Annotated in this window: 14 protein-coding genes and 1 other RNA gene; 6 read left to right on the plus strand and 9 right to left on the minus strand. The window is 61.5% G+C overall.

Annotation, left to right across the window (positions count from 1 at the left end):
- Positions 1–27 precede the first annotated feature (27 nt).
- Together FYB92_RS00675 and ssrA are read right to left on the minus strand one after the other, a co-directional pair.
- Positions 28–645 (minus strand): SspB family protein, encoded by a 618-nt coding sequence (locus FYB92_RS00675; protein WP_003617242.1) that lies wholly within the window; start codon positions 643–645, stop codon positions 28–30.
- A 287-nt stretch (positions 646–932) separates the two neighbouring features.
- Positions 933–1,280: a transfer-messenger RNA gene (gene ssrA, locus FYB92_RS00680) on the minus strand.
- A gap of 79 nt (positions 1,281–1,359) precedes the next feature.
- Between ssrA and thyX the strand changes: the two genes are divergently transcribed.
- The 3 genes from thyX to FYB92_RS00695 all read left to right on the plus strand — a co-directional run bounded on the left by thyX (position 1,360) and on the right by FYB92_RS00695 (position 4,161).
- Positions 1,360–2,313, plus strand: a complete 954-nt coding sequence (thyX, locus tag FYB92_RS00685; protein ID WP_003617238.1) for an FAD-dependent thymidylate synthase — start codon at positions 1,360–1,362, stop codon at positions 2,311–2,313.
- A 387-nt stretch (positions 2,314–2,700) separates the two neighbouring features.
- Positions 2,701–3,519 carry a VacJ family lipoprotein gene (locus tag FYB92_RS00690; RefSeq protein ID WP_003617235.1) on the plus strand — a complete coding sequence of 273 codons (819 nt, stop codon included), beginning with the start codon at positions 2,701–2,703 and terminating at the stop codon, positions 3,517–3,519.
- A gap of 24 nt (positions 3,520–3,543) precedes the next feature.
- Positions 3,544–4,161: a phospholipid-binding protein MlaC gene (locus FYB92_RS00695; protein WP_192265140.1), complete on the plus strand. Its 618-nt coding sequence runs from the start codon at positions 3,544–3,546 to the stop codon at positions 4,159–4,161.
- 249 nt (positions 4,162–4,410) lie between these two features.
- On the opposite strand, the gene FYB92_RS00700 is transcribed toward FYB92_RS00695, so the two are convergent.
- Positions 4,411–4,938: a GNAT family N-acetyltransferase gene (locus FYB92_RS00700; RefSeq protein WP_062808491.1), complete on the minus strand. Its 528-nt coding sequence runs from the start codon at positions 4,936–4,938 to the stop codon at positions 4,411–4,413.
- 372 nt (positions 4,939–5,310) lie between these two features.
- Between FYB92_RS00700 and FYB92_RS00705 the strand changes: the two genes are divergently transcribed.
- The 3 genes from FYB92_RS00705 to FYB92_RS00715 are packed head-to-tail and all read left to right on the plus strand — an operon-like array spanning position 5,311 to position 6,683.
- Positions 5,311–5,763: a hypothetical protein gene (locus FYB92_RS00705; protein WP_003617230.1), complete on the plus strand. Its 453-nt coding sequence runs from the start codon at positions 5,311–5,313 to the stop codon at positions 5,761–5,763.
- A 4-nt stretch (positions 5,764–5,767) separates the two neighbouring features.
- The gene (locus FYB92_RS00710) at positions 5,768–5,938 is read left to right on the plus strand and encodes a hypothetical protein (RefSeq protein ID WP_159107960.1); all 171 of its coding nucleotides are present in this window, start codon (positions 5,768–5,770) and stop codon (positions 5,936–5,938) included.
- Positions 5,928–6,683 carry an OmpH family outer membrane protein gene (locus FYB92_RS00715; RefSeq protein ID WP_048859121.1) on the plus strand — a complete coding sequence of 252 codons (756 nt, stop codon included), beginning with the start codon at positions 5,928–5,930 and terminating at the stop codon, positions 6,681–6,683. Before FYB92_RS00710 ends, FYB92_RS00715 begins: the two co-directional genes overlap by 11 nt.
- A gap of 300 nt (positions 6,684–6,983) precedes the next feature.
- Here the strand turns inward: FYB92_RS00715 and ybaK are convergent, their stop codons facing one another.
- The 6 genes from ybaK to metH form a co-directional block, all read right to left on the minus strand.
- Entirely contained in the window at positions 6,984–7,457 is a 474-nt protein-coding gene (gene ybaK / locus FYB92_RS00720) for a Cys-tRNA(Pro) deacylase (protein WP_040510370.1), read from the minus strand.
- Positions 7,458–7,835: 378 nt separating this feature from the next.
- Positions 7,836–8,600: an SDR family oxidoreductase gene (locus tag FYB92_RS00725; protein WP_332828027.1), complete on the minus strand. Its 765-nt coding sequence runs from the start codon at positions 8,598–8,600 to the stop codon at positions 7,836–7,838.
- Positions 8,600–10,075, minus strand: coding sequence for an amidophosphoribosyltransferase (gene purF / locus FYB92_RS00730; RefSeq protein WP_062809753.1), 1,476 nt, complete (start codon positions 10,073–10,075; stop codon positions 8,600–8,602). The genes FYB92_RS00725 and purF overlap by 1 nt, the downstream gene beginning before the upstream one ends.
- 91 nt (positions 10,076–10,166) lie before the next feature.
- Entirely contained in the window at positions 10,167–10,832 is a 666-nt protein-coding gene (locus FYB92_RS00735; RefSeq protein ID WP_231106309.1) for a CvpA family protein, read from the minus strand.
- A 232-nt stretch (positions 10,833–11,064) separates the two neighbouring features.
- Entirely contained in the window at positions 11,065–11,505 is a 441-nt protein-coding gene (locus FYB92_RS00740; protein ID WP_075595685.1) for a hypothetical protein, read from the minus strand.
- A 76-nt stretch (positions 11,506–11,581) separates the two neighbouring features.
- Complete coding sequence (gene metH / locus FYB92_RS00745) at positions 11,582–15,091, minus strand: methionine synthase (protein ID WP_003617214.1); 3,510 nt, start codon at positions 15,089–15,091, stop codon at positions 11,582–11,584.
- Positions 15,092–15,109: the final 18 nt, after the last annotated feature.

Consider the following 15,109-nt stretch of genomic DNA (forward strand, 5'->3'; position numbering starts at 1 on the left):
ATCCGGGCGCCCGGATGAAAATGTGGCTCAGCCCGGTTCGGTACCCCGCTTGCGGAATGCGGCAAGGCTTACGACCTGTGGCGAGGACGGCTGCGTTTCCTCTGCCGATGTGGGGGTCGCGTCCTGCGCACCGGGGGCGTGCGCCTCCTGTTCGGGTTGCGGCGCGCGCGGCCCCTGTCCCTGTCCCTGTCCGAAAACATTATGGATCTCGGCCGAAGGGGCGGGCTGTGGCGGGTGTTCAGGCACGCGGAAGGACAGGGGCAGCTTGACCGACGGATCGGCAAAGGCAGAAATCGCCGCCACCGGAATCACCAGCGTCGCAGGCACTCCGCCAAAGGCAAGGCTGACGGAAATCGTGCCCGCCGCACGATCGACCTTCAGCCCATGGAACTGGTGCTGCAGGACGATGGTGATTTCGTGCGGATACTGCGCGCGCACGCGTTCGGGCATTTCCACGCCGGGCCAGTCGGTGCGGAATGTCAGATAGAAATGATGATCACCAGGCAGGCCCCCTTCCGTTACGACATATTCAAAGGCGCGCAGCATCACATCGCGATACGCGTCCTCGATCCAGTCGTCATAGGGCAGGAGGCTGTCGGGAATGCTGGTCTCGAAACCATTTTCCTCGTCGTGATCATCGGACATTCGGGCTTCTCCGTAACGGCGGCCCCGGATTCGCGGGCCGACCTTATCAGACATGCGGGTTCAGACCACGCCGTGCCACAGCACCAAGCTGTGCGTCAAACCCTGCCTCAAGACAAGGGAGCATGCGGCGCGATCACCTTCACGAAGCAGATAGGCGCACGAACGGGGCTGCAAGGCGGGTCAGGGCGACCACGTGGCCTGACAGGGCCATGGGCAGGGACACCAGGGCGGCGCCGACCTGTGTGGACAGGGGTAAAGTTAAGCAGGGGTATAATGAACAGCGGCAAAGTGAGGGGGCTTCTGTTGCCCGGTGCCCCCCCGAACCGCGCTTATCGCTTATGCAGCGACAGCGAGCACCTCAGTGTTATCATTGGCACTTGTATGTTTAGCCCGATAACGGCGGTACAATGCCGGGCAAAAGGCGGGTCTTTACCATGCGTGTCGAGCCTGTTTCGTTCCCATCTTTCGGATGCGAAGGCCCGATGGGCCGCCGATCACGAAAAAACTGGTGGAAACGCCGGGTACCGCCCCCGGGTCCACAACACTTATTCCACGCGCCGTTTATCGCCATAGCCAAGGGGCGAACCCCTCCGGCACCAACAGATATAGGGAGGATGGGACCCGGGCGCAAGATGATGCGGAGATGGGTGGAAAAAACAACGCCGGGCATGGTATGCGCGGCAACGCTCAAATCCCGAACACGAATGGTGGCCCATGTTTTCCAACGACCAGAAATCGGCAATCGAGGCGGCACGCGCCGCATGGACCCCGACCCGGCGCCTTGTCGTCCCGGCGCTTGAGGAGGCGATGTACGAACCCGTCAGCGTGCTGGACACGGGATTCGTCCGCCTGGTTGATTACATGGGCGGCGATGACGGCATCGTGCAGGGCGCGCGCGTGTCATATGGCAAGGGCACGAAAAGCACATCCGACGACCGGGGGCTGATCCGCTACCTGATGCGCAACCGCCATACCAGCCCGTTCGAACTTGCGGTCATCAAGCTGCATGTCCGCGCGCCGATTTTCGTCACACGGCAGTGGTTCCGCCACCGCACCGCAAGCATCAACGAATATTCCGCGCGCTATTCCGTGCTGGAGAAGGAATTCTACTTCCCCCGCCCCGAGGATATCGCCGTGCAGTCCGCAAGCAACAAGCAGGGACGCGGCACCACCCTGCCCCCCGAACAGGCGCAGCAGGTGCTTGACCTGCTGCGTGACGACGCGGCGCGGTGTTACGACCATTATCTCGACCTGCTTAACGAAGATGCGGCGGGCGGCACCGTCGATCCCACCCGGCCGTCGATCGCGCGCGAACTGGCGCGGATGAACCTGCCGGTCAATATCATGACGCAGTTCTATTGGCAGATTAACCTGTGGAACCTGCTGCATTTCCTGCGCCTGCGCGCCGACAGCCACGCACAGTACGAAATCCGCGCCTATGCCGATGCCATCCTTGGCCTGGTGGAAAAATGGGTGCCCCTGACCTTCGGGGCCTTTCGCGACTATATGCGCGATGCAACCCTGCTGTCCGGCCCGGCATTGCGGGTGTTGCGCGCGGTCATGGCGGGGACGCCGGTTGACCCGAAGGCAGAGGGCCTGTCACGGCGCGAGATCACGGAACTTGCCACCCTGTTCCCCGAAATCGCCCCGCGCCTGAACGGGGGCTGAACGGGAACCGAACGGGCGGGCGGATTGCCGCCGGCGCCTCAATACCGCGTGACCATGCCCGCGCGCCCCTCGCATGGCAATATGGCCCAAGATGCGGGGGAGCCGATCACGCGGTGCGGGCGCGAATGTGGATTCCCGGCCACACCCGTGGCGACAATCGCATGATAGGATGTCATTGCATGGCGGCACGAAAACCCGGTTTACTCCCATGTCGTCATTGCAATGCAGGCACAATATCCGTTCGATCCCCCGCTTGCGGATTGCACAACGGCCATCCCATGCTAGAGAGGGACGCAAGCGGGCATGGCCCATACAAGGTTTTATAAATACATAGCCTCCGGCGTTCTTCCGCCGGGACCTAGAAGACAGAGGGAAGCGGAAACGAGCATGCGCGCAGAGACAGGATCGAATTCTTCGTCGCCCCGCCCGTCCCCGCTTTCCTGTCGTCCGGCATTGCGTGTGGCTGGTGCGTTCCTGGGCCTGCTGGCCCTTGCCGGATGCGCGACGCCCCCCCCCAAGGACCCGGACGCATTGGCGGAATATAACGAAGCCAACGACCGGTATGAAAAGCTGAACCGCAAGGCTTTCGCCATTACCATGTGGGCGAACAAATACACGCTTCGCCCTGTTGCCAAGGCATATATCTGGGCCGTGCCGCGTCCGCTGCGCAATTCGTTCGGCAACCTGTACCAGACCATGAATGAACCGGTCGTGTTCTTTAACGACGTGGGCGCGGGCAAATCCCGTCGCGCGGGCGATGCCTTCGTGCGCTGGTGCATCAACATGACGGCAGGCCTTGGCGGGCTGATCGACGTTGCCGCCTATGCCGGTTACAAGCACCATGACAATGATGCGGGCCTGACGATGGCGACATGGGGGGTTCCGTCGGGACCCTACCTGTTCCTGCCCGCGCTGGGGCCATCTTCCTTCCGTGACGGCATCGGGTATGGCATTGATGTCGGGCTTGCGCCATGGAACTACGTGCCACGTGGCTATGGGCTGGTGACATTCAACTGGGCCTACAGCATCATGGGCACCATCAACGGCATGGCCACCAATGTCGATGCGCTCGATCAGGTCCTGAAGGATTCGCTTGATCCCTACGCCACGATCCGCAGCGCCTATCAGCAGCAGCGCAAGGCGCAGGCCGCGGCCATCAAGGCCGACCACCGGGCCACGGTGCCGGATTGGTACAGCAACAGATAAAAAAAACCATACAGGGACACAGCGATGCAGACATCTTTCACCCGTCGCCATGCACTGGGTCTTCTTACAATAGCCGGCACCCTGTCGGTAACAGCCCCCGTCCATGCCGTTGACAGCGGTGCGCAGGCCCGCACGTTTGTCCATGATTTTGGCAACAAGCTGGTGGCCATCGTCAATAACGACATTTCCCTGCCGCAGAAGAAACAGCAGATCGAACCCCTGCTGGAACAGAATGTCGATGTCGATGCAATCGGGCGTTACTGCATCGGGCGTTACTGGCGCATTGCCACACCGGAACAGCAGACCCATTACCTGCAACTGTTCCACCAGGTTCTTGTCAACGCCATCACGGACAAGATCGGCGATTATCGTGGCGTTTCCTTTACCGTAGGACCGGCCACGCCTTCAGGCGAAGATATTGCGGTGTCCACCGTCATCAACCGCCCCGGGCAACCGGCCGCCAATACGGAATGGGTCATCAGTTCAAGCAGCGGTGCGCCAAAGGTCGTGGATGTCGTGGGCGAAGGCGCCAGCCTGCGCCTGACGCAACGGCAGGATTACAGTTCCTACATCGCGCGCAATGGCGGCAATGTCGATGCCCTGCTGCATGCCCTGACCAAGCAGCTTGCCAACCATCACTGAATACGCGCAATCGTGCGCTGCGCTGGTGCGGGGTGGGACCATGTCCCGCCCCGTTCCTGTTTCAGGGCTGACATCTCAGGATCTTATGGAATCGGCAGGCCACGACCTGAAACCCGCCCCCGTTCCCGAAACATATCCCTGAATTCCAGAAAGCTTTGGCATAGGCCGTGTTCACAAGGCGGCATCAGGCGGACACGGCCCCTTCCTGAAACAATGCGGCACAGCCCCGTTGATGGCCCCCATGTCGCGTCAGTGAATCGCCACGCCCGGCATAACGGCAGGGCGGCGGACACTGTGATACAGCAACATCTGCCGCCCGTCGGGCGTGGCATAATGCTGGCACAGGGCCATACCGCTGCCCCCGATGATCTGACGTCCCATGATGTCCCCATCAGGCACGTGGGCGATCACGCGCTCCACCCCCGCATCGTGCGCAAAAGCCAGCGCGGCGCCCGCGGCCTCCCGCGTCAGGCCCCGGCCCGCGCGCGTGGGGCACAGGGCGAATTCGAATTCATAGGCCCCTTCCTCCCCGCCGGGACGCACCCCCGCCATTCCGACAAAACGGCCCATTTCCCGCACGGCGAAAATACCCACGCCATTGCGGCCCCAGCTGAAGATGCTTGCGGCCACATCGGCCTCGCTCTGCCCACGGGAACGAATACCGCAGCAGCGTACCCCCACGGCACCGGCATTCGCCTTCAGGCGTGCCACGTCATCAATGTCCCGCCATGAAACAGGTTTGAGTTCCAGTCGTCCGGTGCGAATGCGACGTTCCATGTGTAACCTCACCTTTGCATGACGTACCCCGATGCACGCATCGGGGACGACCTGGATATCAGGGGCCGGAGAAGGATCGCCCCATACCGTATCAGCCGACCCGCATCAGCCCCATGTCATGTTATCTGCGATACAAGGCATTTGTCCTGTTTTTTATATCGGCTGCGTTTTTATATCGCCCCCGACATGTTCTAGGCCCCGTGGGCCACATCGGGGAACGACGCCGTGGCCCCGCAAAGCCTGCCGCAGAAGGTCCGGTCAGGCGGGCAGGACCATGGGGGGCACTGCATGGGTCGTATGTGCGCAGCCCTTACGCCACGGCCATATTCCGTTTGACACCGCAAGGAATGATGGTCGATTTTATCACATATCATGACCGGCCCCATCATTTCTGACGATCCGCAGGCTACGGTTCATATGTTTCCCCTCAAGCGCATGCTTTCAATGCCTGAGGCGGCCGAACATATCGGAATCACCCCGTTTCGCCTGCGCTGCCTGCGTCTGGTGCGGACCGGTCCCCATGCCGCCGTAAAAAACGCCCGTGAAATCATGTTCCGAATCGAGGATCTGGATGCTTATGTCTCCTCGCTCTATGAACGTGTCAACATTTCCACCACCGAGCAGTTGCGTCACAGGAACGAGTGGCGCGGTCGTCTGTCCGGCATGCCCGAAACACAGCGTGGGCGGATGTATGACCCCTTCATGCAGGTCCTGACCCGCGACCAGTTGCTGGAGGCCGGGGCAAACCGTGGGTTCCGCATCGCCTTCATCGGCGGGCTGTTCGTGATCTTCCTGTCACATACACCATTGTTGTGGCGCCTGTGACACCATGGCGGGCATGCTGTGCCCCGCCACCGTCGCGTCGGCCCCGCGCATGGCGCAACGACATGTTTTTTATAGGGGCTTTTTTATGGGGCCGGGGCTGTTAATTCGCCATATGATCCGCTACCCAAAGATATTCGATGGCGGAACAATCATGGATATGGATTATGACAGCTAAGCGCAATGCCGGGCTTGCCCCGACCCGTCAGCGGGCAGGGTTCGGACGCTGGGCCACGCTGGCGCTTGCGCTGAGCGTGACGCCCGTCGCGGCGATGGCGCAGGGTGTGGCCCCCGGCGCGGAACAGGCCCAGCCCCAGCAGCCGCCGGTCCTGCCGATGCCTGCGGTGCCGGAATTCAAACCGCTGCCCGCTGGCGTGCGTCCCACGGCGCCCGTGATCGGTGTGTTCAACACCCAGATGATCATGGGACAGTCGGTTGCGGTGCAGAAGATCGAAAAGGAACTTGGCACCCGTCGCGAATCCCTCGTCAGTGACGTCCGGGCCGAGGAAACCCAGTTGCAGGGCATCCGTCAGGGTATCCTCAAGAGCGGGAAAGCCCCCACCCCCGCACAGCAGCAGGAACTGCAAAAGCGTGTCATGGATGACCGGACCAAGTTCGGTAATCGCAACCGTATCCTGGAAGAAGATGCGCAGGTCGGCCTGAACCAGGTACAGCGCGAAATCCAGCAGATCGTCTCCGCCATTGCGCGCGCACGCGGCATGACGATGGTGCTTCAGGCGGGTACTGCGGCGCTGCATGACAATACGCTCGATATCAGCAATGAGGTCGTGACCCACCTCAACACCACGCTGCCATCGGTCTATATCCCCGGCCCCAACGAAGACCCTGAGGAAATCGCAAAGTCCGGCAAATACCCCGTCGCACCGTTCCAGATGAACGACCAGGGCGGCGAACAGCAGTAAGAGATTGCTTCAAAACAAACCATTGATAAAAAAGAAAAGTTTTTGGGTGCCGCCTTTCGATCGAAAAAGGCGGCGTCTTCTGAAGCTTTTTGGAAAAAGCTTCACCAAAAACTTTTATGATTTCAGGATGGTATCAAGCCTGACGTTTTAAACAGTCTCTCCAAGCATCCACTACCGGATCACAAGAACGGCCAGATGTCGCCCTTTTCCAAAATGGCGACATCTTTTTACAGCGTGTTTAAAAGCGTCACCAGCCCCCTTCATAAATGACCCCACACTTGCTGTCCGGGCATGCGGCAGTTACGACAGCAGGTCGGCAGGGAATGCCCCACTGGCCTGCATTGCGTCTTCTGGTGACAGGCGCACCAGAAGACCACGCTTTCCCCCATTGATGACCATATAGGGTTCGTCCTGCGCTTCTTGCGCAATGGCGGTCGGGGCCTGCTTCTTCTGCCCGAATGGACTGATGCCGCCCACCTTGAACCCGGTGGCGCGTTCGGCCGTGGGTGGCTTCATCATCTGGGCGGACTTGCCACCGAATGCTGCGGCAACCTTCTTCATGCTGATACTGCGTGCAACCGGCACGACCACGCAGGCACCACGGCCATCGACCTCCACCATCAAGGTCTTGAACACCCGTTCCGGCGGTTCCCCGATTGCCTGGGCTGCATGATTGCCGACCTGATCGGCACTGGAATCATATTCATACGGAATAACCGTATAGGCGACACCGGCCTCATCGAGGGCAGCCGTCGCGGGTGTGCTCTTGCTCATGTGGCGCAGTATAGGGCCAGATACGGCCAAATGCACAACCGTAATGCTTGCCCGTGACACTCCTCAGGACGCTGTCCTGTAACCCGCCAAGGAATATCCCCCTTTGGGGCGCATGACCTCACAAAACCACAAGGCCACAAGGCCACATCCTGCAATGCCTGTCCCCCCGGACAGCCGCCTTGAATTTAAAAAATCAGGCGCGATAACATCCTGAAATTATAAAGGTTTTTGGTGAAGCTTTTTCCAAAAAGCTTCAGAAGACGTCGCCTTTTTGAAAAAAGGCGACACCCAAAAACTTTTCCTGTTTTTTACCAATGGTTTGTTTTCAAATAATCTCTAAAGAAATTTATGGCAGGGCCTGTCCCAAAAACCCAGGAATCAGCCCTGCTGCACAACAGGCATGGCGACAATACGCTGTCCGTGTCGCATTTCACCGGGCAGGCACAGGGGCACGATCTGCCGTGCCACCTGTTCCGGGCGCGGCAGGGGGGCGGGATCACCACCGGGCATGGCCTGCCTGCGCATCCGTGTCGCAACAATTCCGGGATCGAACAGATTGACCCGCAGGCCGGACGTTGCCGGAATTTCACACGCCCATGTCCGCACCAGCGCATCCTGCGCCGCGCGTGACGCCGCCACCATACCCCAGAAGGGCGCGGGGACACAGGCATGCGCATCCATCAGGAACACGGCACGCCCATGTGCCGCCCCTTCAAGCAGGGGGGCCGTCGTGCGGATCAGCCGCCATGCCGCCGTGGTGTTCAGGGCAAGGCAGTCCTGCCATGCCGCCACATCCATATGGGTCACAGGTGTCAGCACACCCAGCGTCGCAGCACAATGAACAAGGATATCAAGTCGCCCGAACCGGGCCATGACCGATGGGCCAAGCAGATCAAGCGCCGCGCCATCGGTAAGGTCCATCGGCAGCAGCGTGGCCCGCCGCGCCGTCCTGTCCCCCGCGCCACCATGGCGCGCAGCGATCAGGTCATCCGTGCGTTCCAGCCCGCCCACCGTCCGCGCCACAAGGATGCAGTGCGCACCGGCTTCGGCCAGGGCGCAGGCCATCGCGCGCCCGATCCCCCGGCTGGCGCCGGTTACAAGTGCGACCGACCCTTCAGGCAATCGGCGCACGAGGGGCGGCATCACGCCGGGACGTTGGGATGTTCAGCGTTGTAGTCCACCAGTTCGATGGGATAATCGCCGGTGAAACAGGCATCGCAATACCGGTTGCACGCCGCATCACGGTCCTTGTAACCCAGCGCACGATACAGCCCGTCAAAGGAAATGAACGCCAGCGAATCGACGCCGATCAGTTCAGCCATTTCCTGAAGGTTGTGCTGTGCGGCCAGCAGCTTGCTACGTTCGGGCGTGTCGATGCCATAAAAGCACGAATGCATTGTCGGCGGCGAGGAGATGCGCATATGCACTTCCTTTGCACCTGCCGCGCGCACCATGTCCACGATCTTGCGCGAGGTGGTGCCACGCACGATCGAATCATCCACCAGGATCACCCGCTTGCCATCCAGTACCGGGCGATTGGTGGAATGTTTCAGCTTTACGCCAAGGTTGCGGATCTGGTCGGTGGGTTCGATGAACGTACGGCCCACATAATGGTTACGAATGATGCCCAGTTCAAAGGGAATGCCGCTGGCGACGGAATAGCCCATGGCCGACGGCACGCCGGAATCGGGCACCGGCACGATCACATCCGCTTCCACCGCGCTTTCGCGGGCCAGCTCGACGCCGATCTGCTTGCGCGTGTCATACACCGCCTTGCCATCCATGACGGAATCAGGACGCGCGAAATAGATATATTCGAAGACGCAGAAACGCGATTGCTTGGTGTTGAAGGGCCGGATGGAGCGAATGCCCTCATCATTGATGACGACAATCTCGCCCGGTTCCACATCACGCACGAACTCCGCACCGACGATATCAAGTGCGCAGGTCTCGCTCGCCAGCACCCAGGTCGGGCCTTCGCCCTCCTCACCAGGGATTTGCCCAAGGATCAGCGGACGCACACCCAGCGGGTCGCGCACACCCATCAGCGCGTCACGCGACAGCGCCACCAGCGAATACGCGCCCAGCACCTGCTTGAGCGCGTCGATCAGGCGATCTTCCACGCTGGCATACAGCGAAATGGCGATCAGGTGGATGAACACCTCGCTGTCGGTGGTGGACTGAAAGATGCAGCCACGGCGCACCAGCGCCTTGCGCAGGGTTTCGGCATTGGTGAGGTTGCCATTATGCGCCACGGCCAGGCCACCGAATTCAAAATCGGCGAACAGGGGCTGCACATTACGGATCAGGGTCGCACCCGTGGTGGCGTAACGGTTGTGGCCGACCGCGCTGTGCCCCGGCAGGGTTGCCATTACCTGCGCATCGCCAAAGACATCACCCACCAGGCCCAGGCCCTTGTGCGTGTGGAAACGTTCACCGTCATAGGACACGATGCCGGTGGCTTCCTGCCCACGATGTTGCAGCGCATGCAGGCCCAGCGCCGTCAGCGCCGACGCCCCCTTGGTGTTCCATACACCAAAGACGCCACATTCCTCATGCGGCTTGTCATCATCATGCCATTGGGCCGGAACGTCATCGTTCGGCGCGCATGCCTGCATGGGAGAACCGGACGAGGCGGAGAAGCGGATGCGGGACATGGATCAGCGATCTTTCCTTGGCGGACAGCGGCGGCGGGGACCGGCGGAAGGTTCAGATTGGCGCGTCATGACGCGTTCGCGCCGGTTGCGCAAGATGTGGTGTGATGGAATCGGACGTAAAATGCGACAGGTACGTCGTACTGTCGCCGATAAGGGGGACAATCCGGCTGTCATTCATGGCGTCGGGCCATGCGTCCTGCGGCATGAGAAAAGACACCGCCATATACAGTGCAAGCAGGCACGCATACCCGCGCAGCACCCCGAACAGCAGCCCCAGCGCCCTGTCGATTCCACCCAGGACGGAACCACGCACGGCCTGACCCGACAGATGGGCTGTCGTGGTGAAAACCACAAGGAGCGCGATGAACATTATCCCCAGCGCGGCCGCACGCGCCAGCAGCGGCGTATGTATCCATTGCGCGGCATAGGGAATGAGGAAACCGTGCCAGCTTAAAGACAGGACGCCCGCCATGGCCCATGCGGCAATGCCCAGCACTTCGCGTGAAAAGCCACGCACGGCGCCAACCACCGCCGACAGCCCGACAATGGACAGGCAGGCAATGTCGATCCAGTTCATCCGCCGCAAAACAGGCGAGGAGGGATCAACCGGGCAAAAATCCTGCGTGCCCCAATGGCAGGCACGCTGCGGGCATGGACCCGATCCATGGATCGCGCTGTTCCTTCTGTTCCGGCGGGAATACAGGGCGTCCGCACCCATGGCGATGCCCCGCCGCCGGGGTGCTTATGCCATCTGCCTGTTACGGTTCATAGGGGGAAAACCATCAATTCATCCCCCGCATGACCAACATTGCGGATGAGAGGCAGAACCGCTGGCGGAAAGATAGAAATCTCTGGTGTCGCCTCTTTTAAAATGCGGCACTTCTTTTGGGGAGGGGCACAAAACTCGCCAGAAAATTCTTTTGTTTTCCATGCGCGGCGCAGGATGGACCTTACGGCAGTTTGGTCGTGCGGATCTTCCACGGGCGACGGCGCAGGACGGGGGCCGTGTTCTGCCGTTCGGCCGTGTTCAACGCCAGCAACAGGTTGCCCATGCGCGTACGACGGTCCAGTTCGATCCAGACATCCTCGGGGTTGACGCCACACGCCACCCATGTCCGCACCAGTTCGGACAGGGCATCGGCACTGTGGCGCACCAGTTCGCCATGTTCCTCGGTCATCAGCGCCAGCAGGCACTGTTCGGCATGGATGGTGAACTGCCGCGCCGCCGCGCGGATATGCGCCAGTTCCCGTGCATCGGGCGCGATCCCCGCAGGGGCCGCGCCGTCATTGCCCGCCCGCGCGCGCAGGCGTTCATAAAGCCGCGCCATCACCTTCCCGGCCCGCAGGCCAGAATCCGGATCGGCACGGTCAGGGGGGACGGGATGGGACATGGACCGATGATGGGGGCCAACGGGTCCGCGGTCAACAACGCGCACGCGGCATCACCTGCGCGCGCGATGCGCCCCATCAGATGGAGAAATATTTGGCGTGGGGGTTGAGGATCACCAGCGCGGAAGTCGACTGTTCGGGGTGAAGCTGAAAGCCATCCGTCAGCGTCACGCCAATTTTTTCAGCATCCAGAAGTTTCAGGATCGGTTCCTGCTCCTCCAGACGCGGACAGGCGGGATAGCCGAAGGAATAACGCGACCCGCGATAGCCCTGCTGCAGCAGTTTGTTCATGTCGCGCGCGTCCTCTGCCGCGAAGCCGAGTTCGGCACGGATGCGTTTATGGGTATATTCGGCCATCGCCTCGGCCATCTCCACCGACAGGCCATGCAGGTAAAGGTAATCCTGATACCGGTCGGCCTCGAACCACTGGCGTGCGATGTCGGACGCCTTCTGCCCCACGGTCACGACCTGCAGACCGATGACGTCGCGCTGCGCATCGTCGATGTCACGCACGAAATCGGCGATACATTCCCCATCCGCGCGCGGCTGGCGCGGCAGGGTGAAACGGGCCACCGGCGTCGTGCCATCGGCATCGAACAGGATCAGGTCATTCCCCTCGCCCGCCGCCTTCCAGTAACCATAGGACGCCTGCGGGCGCAGGATGTCATCCTGCGCGCACATCGCCAGCATGCGGCGCATGACCGGGCGCAGTTCCTGCCGTGCCCAGACCATGAATTCATCCAGGGAACGCCCCTGTTTACGAAACCCCCACTGGAACTGGTACAGCGAACGTTCATTGAGGAACGGCAGCACCGCTTCGGGCGTCGCTTCCAGCACGCGCGCGCCCCAGAACGGGGGGGCAATCACCGGTTCATCACGCGTCAGGCGTTCGCGCCGCGCACGCGCGGCGGGAATGTCGGCGGGGGCAAAGCCACGATTTTCCGCCTGTTCCAGATCACGTGGCGTGCTGCGTGCGGCCTTGGTTGCGCGGCGCGACTGGATGGCGGCGATATAGGCATCGAATTCGCCCTTCACCACCTTGTCCATCAGCGACAGCCCGTCGAACGCGTCGCGGGCATAGGCCACGCGCCCGTCCTCGCCATAGGCGGCGACGCAGTCCTCTTCCACATAATTGCGGGTCAGTGCGGCCCCCCCAAGCAGGATCGGCGTTTCGATCCCCTGACGGTTCATTTCCTCCAGGTTCTCGCGCATGATGACGGTCGATTTCACCAACAGCCCGGACATCCCGATCGCATCGGCACCATGTTCGCGCACGGCGGCGATCATGTCCGCCACCGGCACCTTGATGCCAAGGTTGATCACGCGATAGCCGTTGTTGGTCAGGATGATGTCCACCAGGTTCTTGCCGATGTCATGGACATCGCCCTTGACCGTCGCCAGCACCATCGTGCCGCGCGCCTGTCCTTCCTTGCGCTCCATGTGCGGTTCAAGCCACGCGACGGCGGCCTTCATCGTCTCGGCGGACTGCAGGACGAAGGGAAGCTGCATCTTGCCCGACCCGAACAGTTCGCCCACCACCTTCATCCCGTCGAGCAGGACGGTATTGATGATATCCAGCGGGGCCATGTCACGCATCGCCTCTGCCAGGTCATCCTCCAGCCCCTTGCGGTCGCCATCGACGATACGGTCCTTCAGGCGTTCCGCCGCCGTTTCGGCACGCACCTTTTTCACCGCATCAGCGGCCTTGCGGTCCGCGAACAGTTCAAGCATGCGCTGCAACGGGTCATATCCCGGCGCACGGCGGTCGAAGATCAGGTCCTCGGCCACCTTCACCTCTTCCTCCGCGATCAGGTGCAGCGGACGTATTTTCGAAACATGCACGATCGCCGCCGTCATGCCTGCGCGCACCGCATGGTCAAGAAAGACGGAATTGAGCACCGCGCGCGCCGCCGGGTTCAGCCCGAAGGAAATGTTCGACAGGCCCAGCACGATCTGGATGTCGGGGAAACGCTCATGGATCAGGCGGATACCCTCCAGCGTCCACAGGCCCAGCTTGCGGTCGTCCTCCACCCCCGTGCCGATGGTGAACGTCAGCGGGTCGATCATCAGGTCGGCCTGCGGCAGGCCATGCTGGTTGCAGGCATAATCAACCAGGCGCGTGGCGATGCGCAACTTGTCCTCGGCCGTCTTGGCCATGCCCACTTCGTCAATGGTCAGCGCGATGACCGATGCACCGAATTTACGCGCCAGCTTCAGGCGGTCATTGGCGGCAGCTTCGCCATCCTCGAAATTGATCGAATTGATGATCGGCTTGCCGCCATGCAGCTTCAACGCGGCCTCGATGACCGGGGTTTCGGTCGAATCGATCACCAGCGGCGCATTGACCGAGGAGGTGAAGCGGGTGATGACCTCATTCATCTCGCGCATTTCATCGCGCCCGACGAACGCGGTGCAGATATCAAGCGCGTTGGACCCTTCGGCCGCCTGTTCGCGCCCGACGGCGACACAGCCGTCCCAGTCGCCCGCTTCCTGCAACTGCCGCCATTTCTTCGACCCATTGGCGTTGCACCGTTCCCCGATGGAGAAATAGCTGTTTTCCTGGCGCAGCGGCACCTGCGAATACAGGCTGGCGACAGAGGGGATCCAGACCGGCCTGCGCGGCACGGGGGCAGGACGCAGGCTGCCGCCCGCCTCCTGCGCACGGCGACGCAGCATCGCGTCAAGCGCCTGCGTATGCGGCGTGGACGTGCCGCAGCATCCCCCGATCAGGTTCAGCCCGTCCTCGACAATGAAGCGTTCGACCCATGTTGCCATATCCTGTGGCGTCAGGGGATAATGCGTCTTGCCATTGACCAGTTCGGGCAGGCCGGCATTGGGCTGGACCGAAATCATGCCCGGCCAGTTTTCCGACAGCCAGCGCACATGTTCGGCCATTTCCTGCGGCCCCGTGGCGCAGTTCAGGCCCATCACCGGCACATCGAGCGCATTGACCACCGTTGCCGCCGCCCCGATATCGGGACCGACCAGCAAGGTGCCGGTGGTTTCCACCGTGACCTGCACGAAAATGGGGGTATCGGTGCCCAGTTCGGCGCGCGCGATCTTGCCCGCGTTGACCGCCGCCTTGATCTGTAACGTATCCTGACACGTCTCGATCAGCAGGCAGTCCACGCCACCTTCGATCAGGCCACGGCACTGTTCCGCAAGCCCGGATTCAAGCGTATCATAATCAATATTGCCTAGCGACGGCAGCTTTGTCCCTGGCCCGACCGACCCCACGACATAGCGGTGGCGGCCATCCGAAAACTGCTCCGCCGCCTCACGGGCAAGATGGGCGGCGGTGCGGTTGATCTCACGCGCCCGATCGGAAAGCCCGAATTCCCCCAGCGTGATGGGAGAGCCGCCAAAGCTGTTGGTTTCCACCATGTCGGCCCCGGCCTCGAAATAGCCACGGTGGATTTCACGCACCAGTTCGGGCCGCGACAGGTTCAGGATTTCGGTGCAGTTTTCCTGCCCCCAGTAATCACGCTCCACCTCCAGGTCGAGAAGCTGGACGCGCGACCCCATCCCGCCATCACACAGCAGGACCTGATCACGAAGGGCGTCAAGGAGATGGGGACGAGTGGTCATGGGTATCCTGATCTGTCA

Origin of the sequence: Novacetimonas sp. GS1, from assembly GCF_036686925.1 — a bacterium.
In the GTDB taxonomy this organism is placed as follows: Bacteria; Pseudomonadota; Alphaproteobacteria; order Acetobacterales; family Acetobacteraceae; genus Novacetimonas; species Novacetimonas hansenii.

Excerpts from the sequence above, each read along its gene's own strand:
- ybaK (WP_040510370.1), bottom strand. The coding sequence starts at position 7,457 with ATGAGCAAGAGCACACCCGCGACGGCTGCCCTCGATGAGGCCGGTGTC.
- FYB92_RS00715 (WP_048859121.1), top strand. The coding sequence starts at position 5,928 with ATGACAGCTAAGCGCAATGCCGGGCTTGCCCCGACCCGTCAGCGGGCA.
- thyX (WP_003617238.1), top strand. The coding sequence starts at position 1,360 with ATGTTTTCCAACGACCAGAAATCGGCAATCGAGGCGGCACGCGCCGCA.
- purF (WP_062809753.1), bottom strand. The coding sequence starts at position 10,075 with ATGCAGGCATGCGCGCCGAACGATGACGTTCCGGCCCAATGGCATGAT.
- FYB92_RS00735 (WP_231106309.1), bottom strand. The coding sequence starts at position 10,832 with ATGGGTGCGGACGCCCTGTATTCCCGCCGGAACAGAAGGAACAGCGCG.
- FYB92_RS00740 (WP_075595685.1), bottom strand. The coding sequence starts at position 11,505 with ATGTCCCATCCCGTCCCCCCTGACCGTGCCGATCCGGATTCTGGCCTG.
- FYB92_RS00700 (WP_062808491.1), bottom strand. The coding sequence starts at position 4,938 with ATGGAACGTCGCATTCGCACCGGACGACTGGAACTCAAACCTGTTTCA.
- metH (WP_003617214.1), bottom strand. The coding sequence starts at position 15,091 with ATGACCACTCGTCCCCATCTCCTTGACGCCCTTCGTGATCAGGTCCTG.
- FYB92_RS00695 (WP_192265140.1), top strand. The coding sequence starts at position 3,544 with ATGCAGACATCTTTCACCCGTCGCCATGCACTGGGTCTTCTTACAATA.
- FYB92_RS00675 (WP_003617242.1), bottom strand. The coding sequence starts at position 645 with ATGTCCGATGATCACGACGAGGAAAATGGTTTCGAGACCAGCATTCCC.
- FYB92_RS00705 (WP_003617230.1), top strand. The coding sequence starts at position 5,311 with ATGACCGGCCCCATCATTTCTGACGATCCGCAGGCTACGGTTCATATG.
- FYB92_RS00725 (WP_332828027.1), bottom strand. The coding sequence starts at position 8,600 with ATGCCGCCCCTCGTGCGCCGATTGCCTGAAGGGTCGGTCGCACTTGTA.
- FYB92_RS00710 (WP_159107960.1), top strand. The coding sequence starts at position 5,768 with ATGGCGGGCATGCTGTGCCCCGCCACCGTCGCGTCGGCCCCGCGCATG.
- FYB92_RS00690 (WP_003617235.1), top strand. The coding sequence starts at position 2,701 with ATGCGCGCAGAGACAGGATCGAATTCTTCGTCGCCCCGCCCGTCCCCG.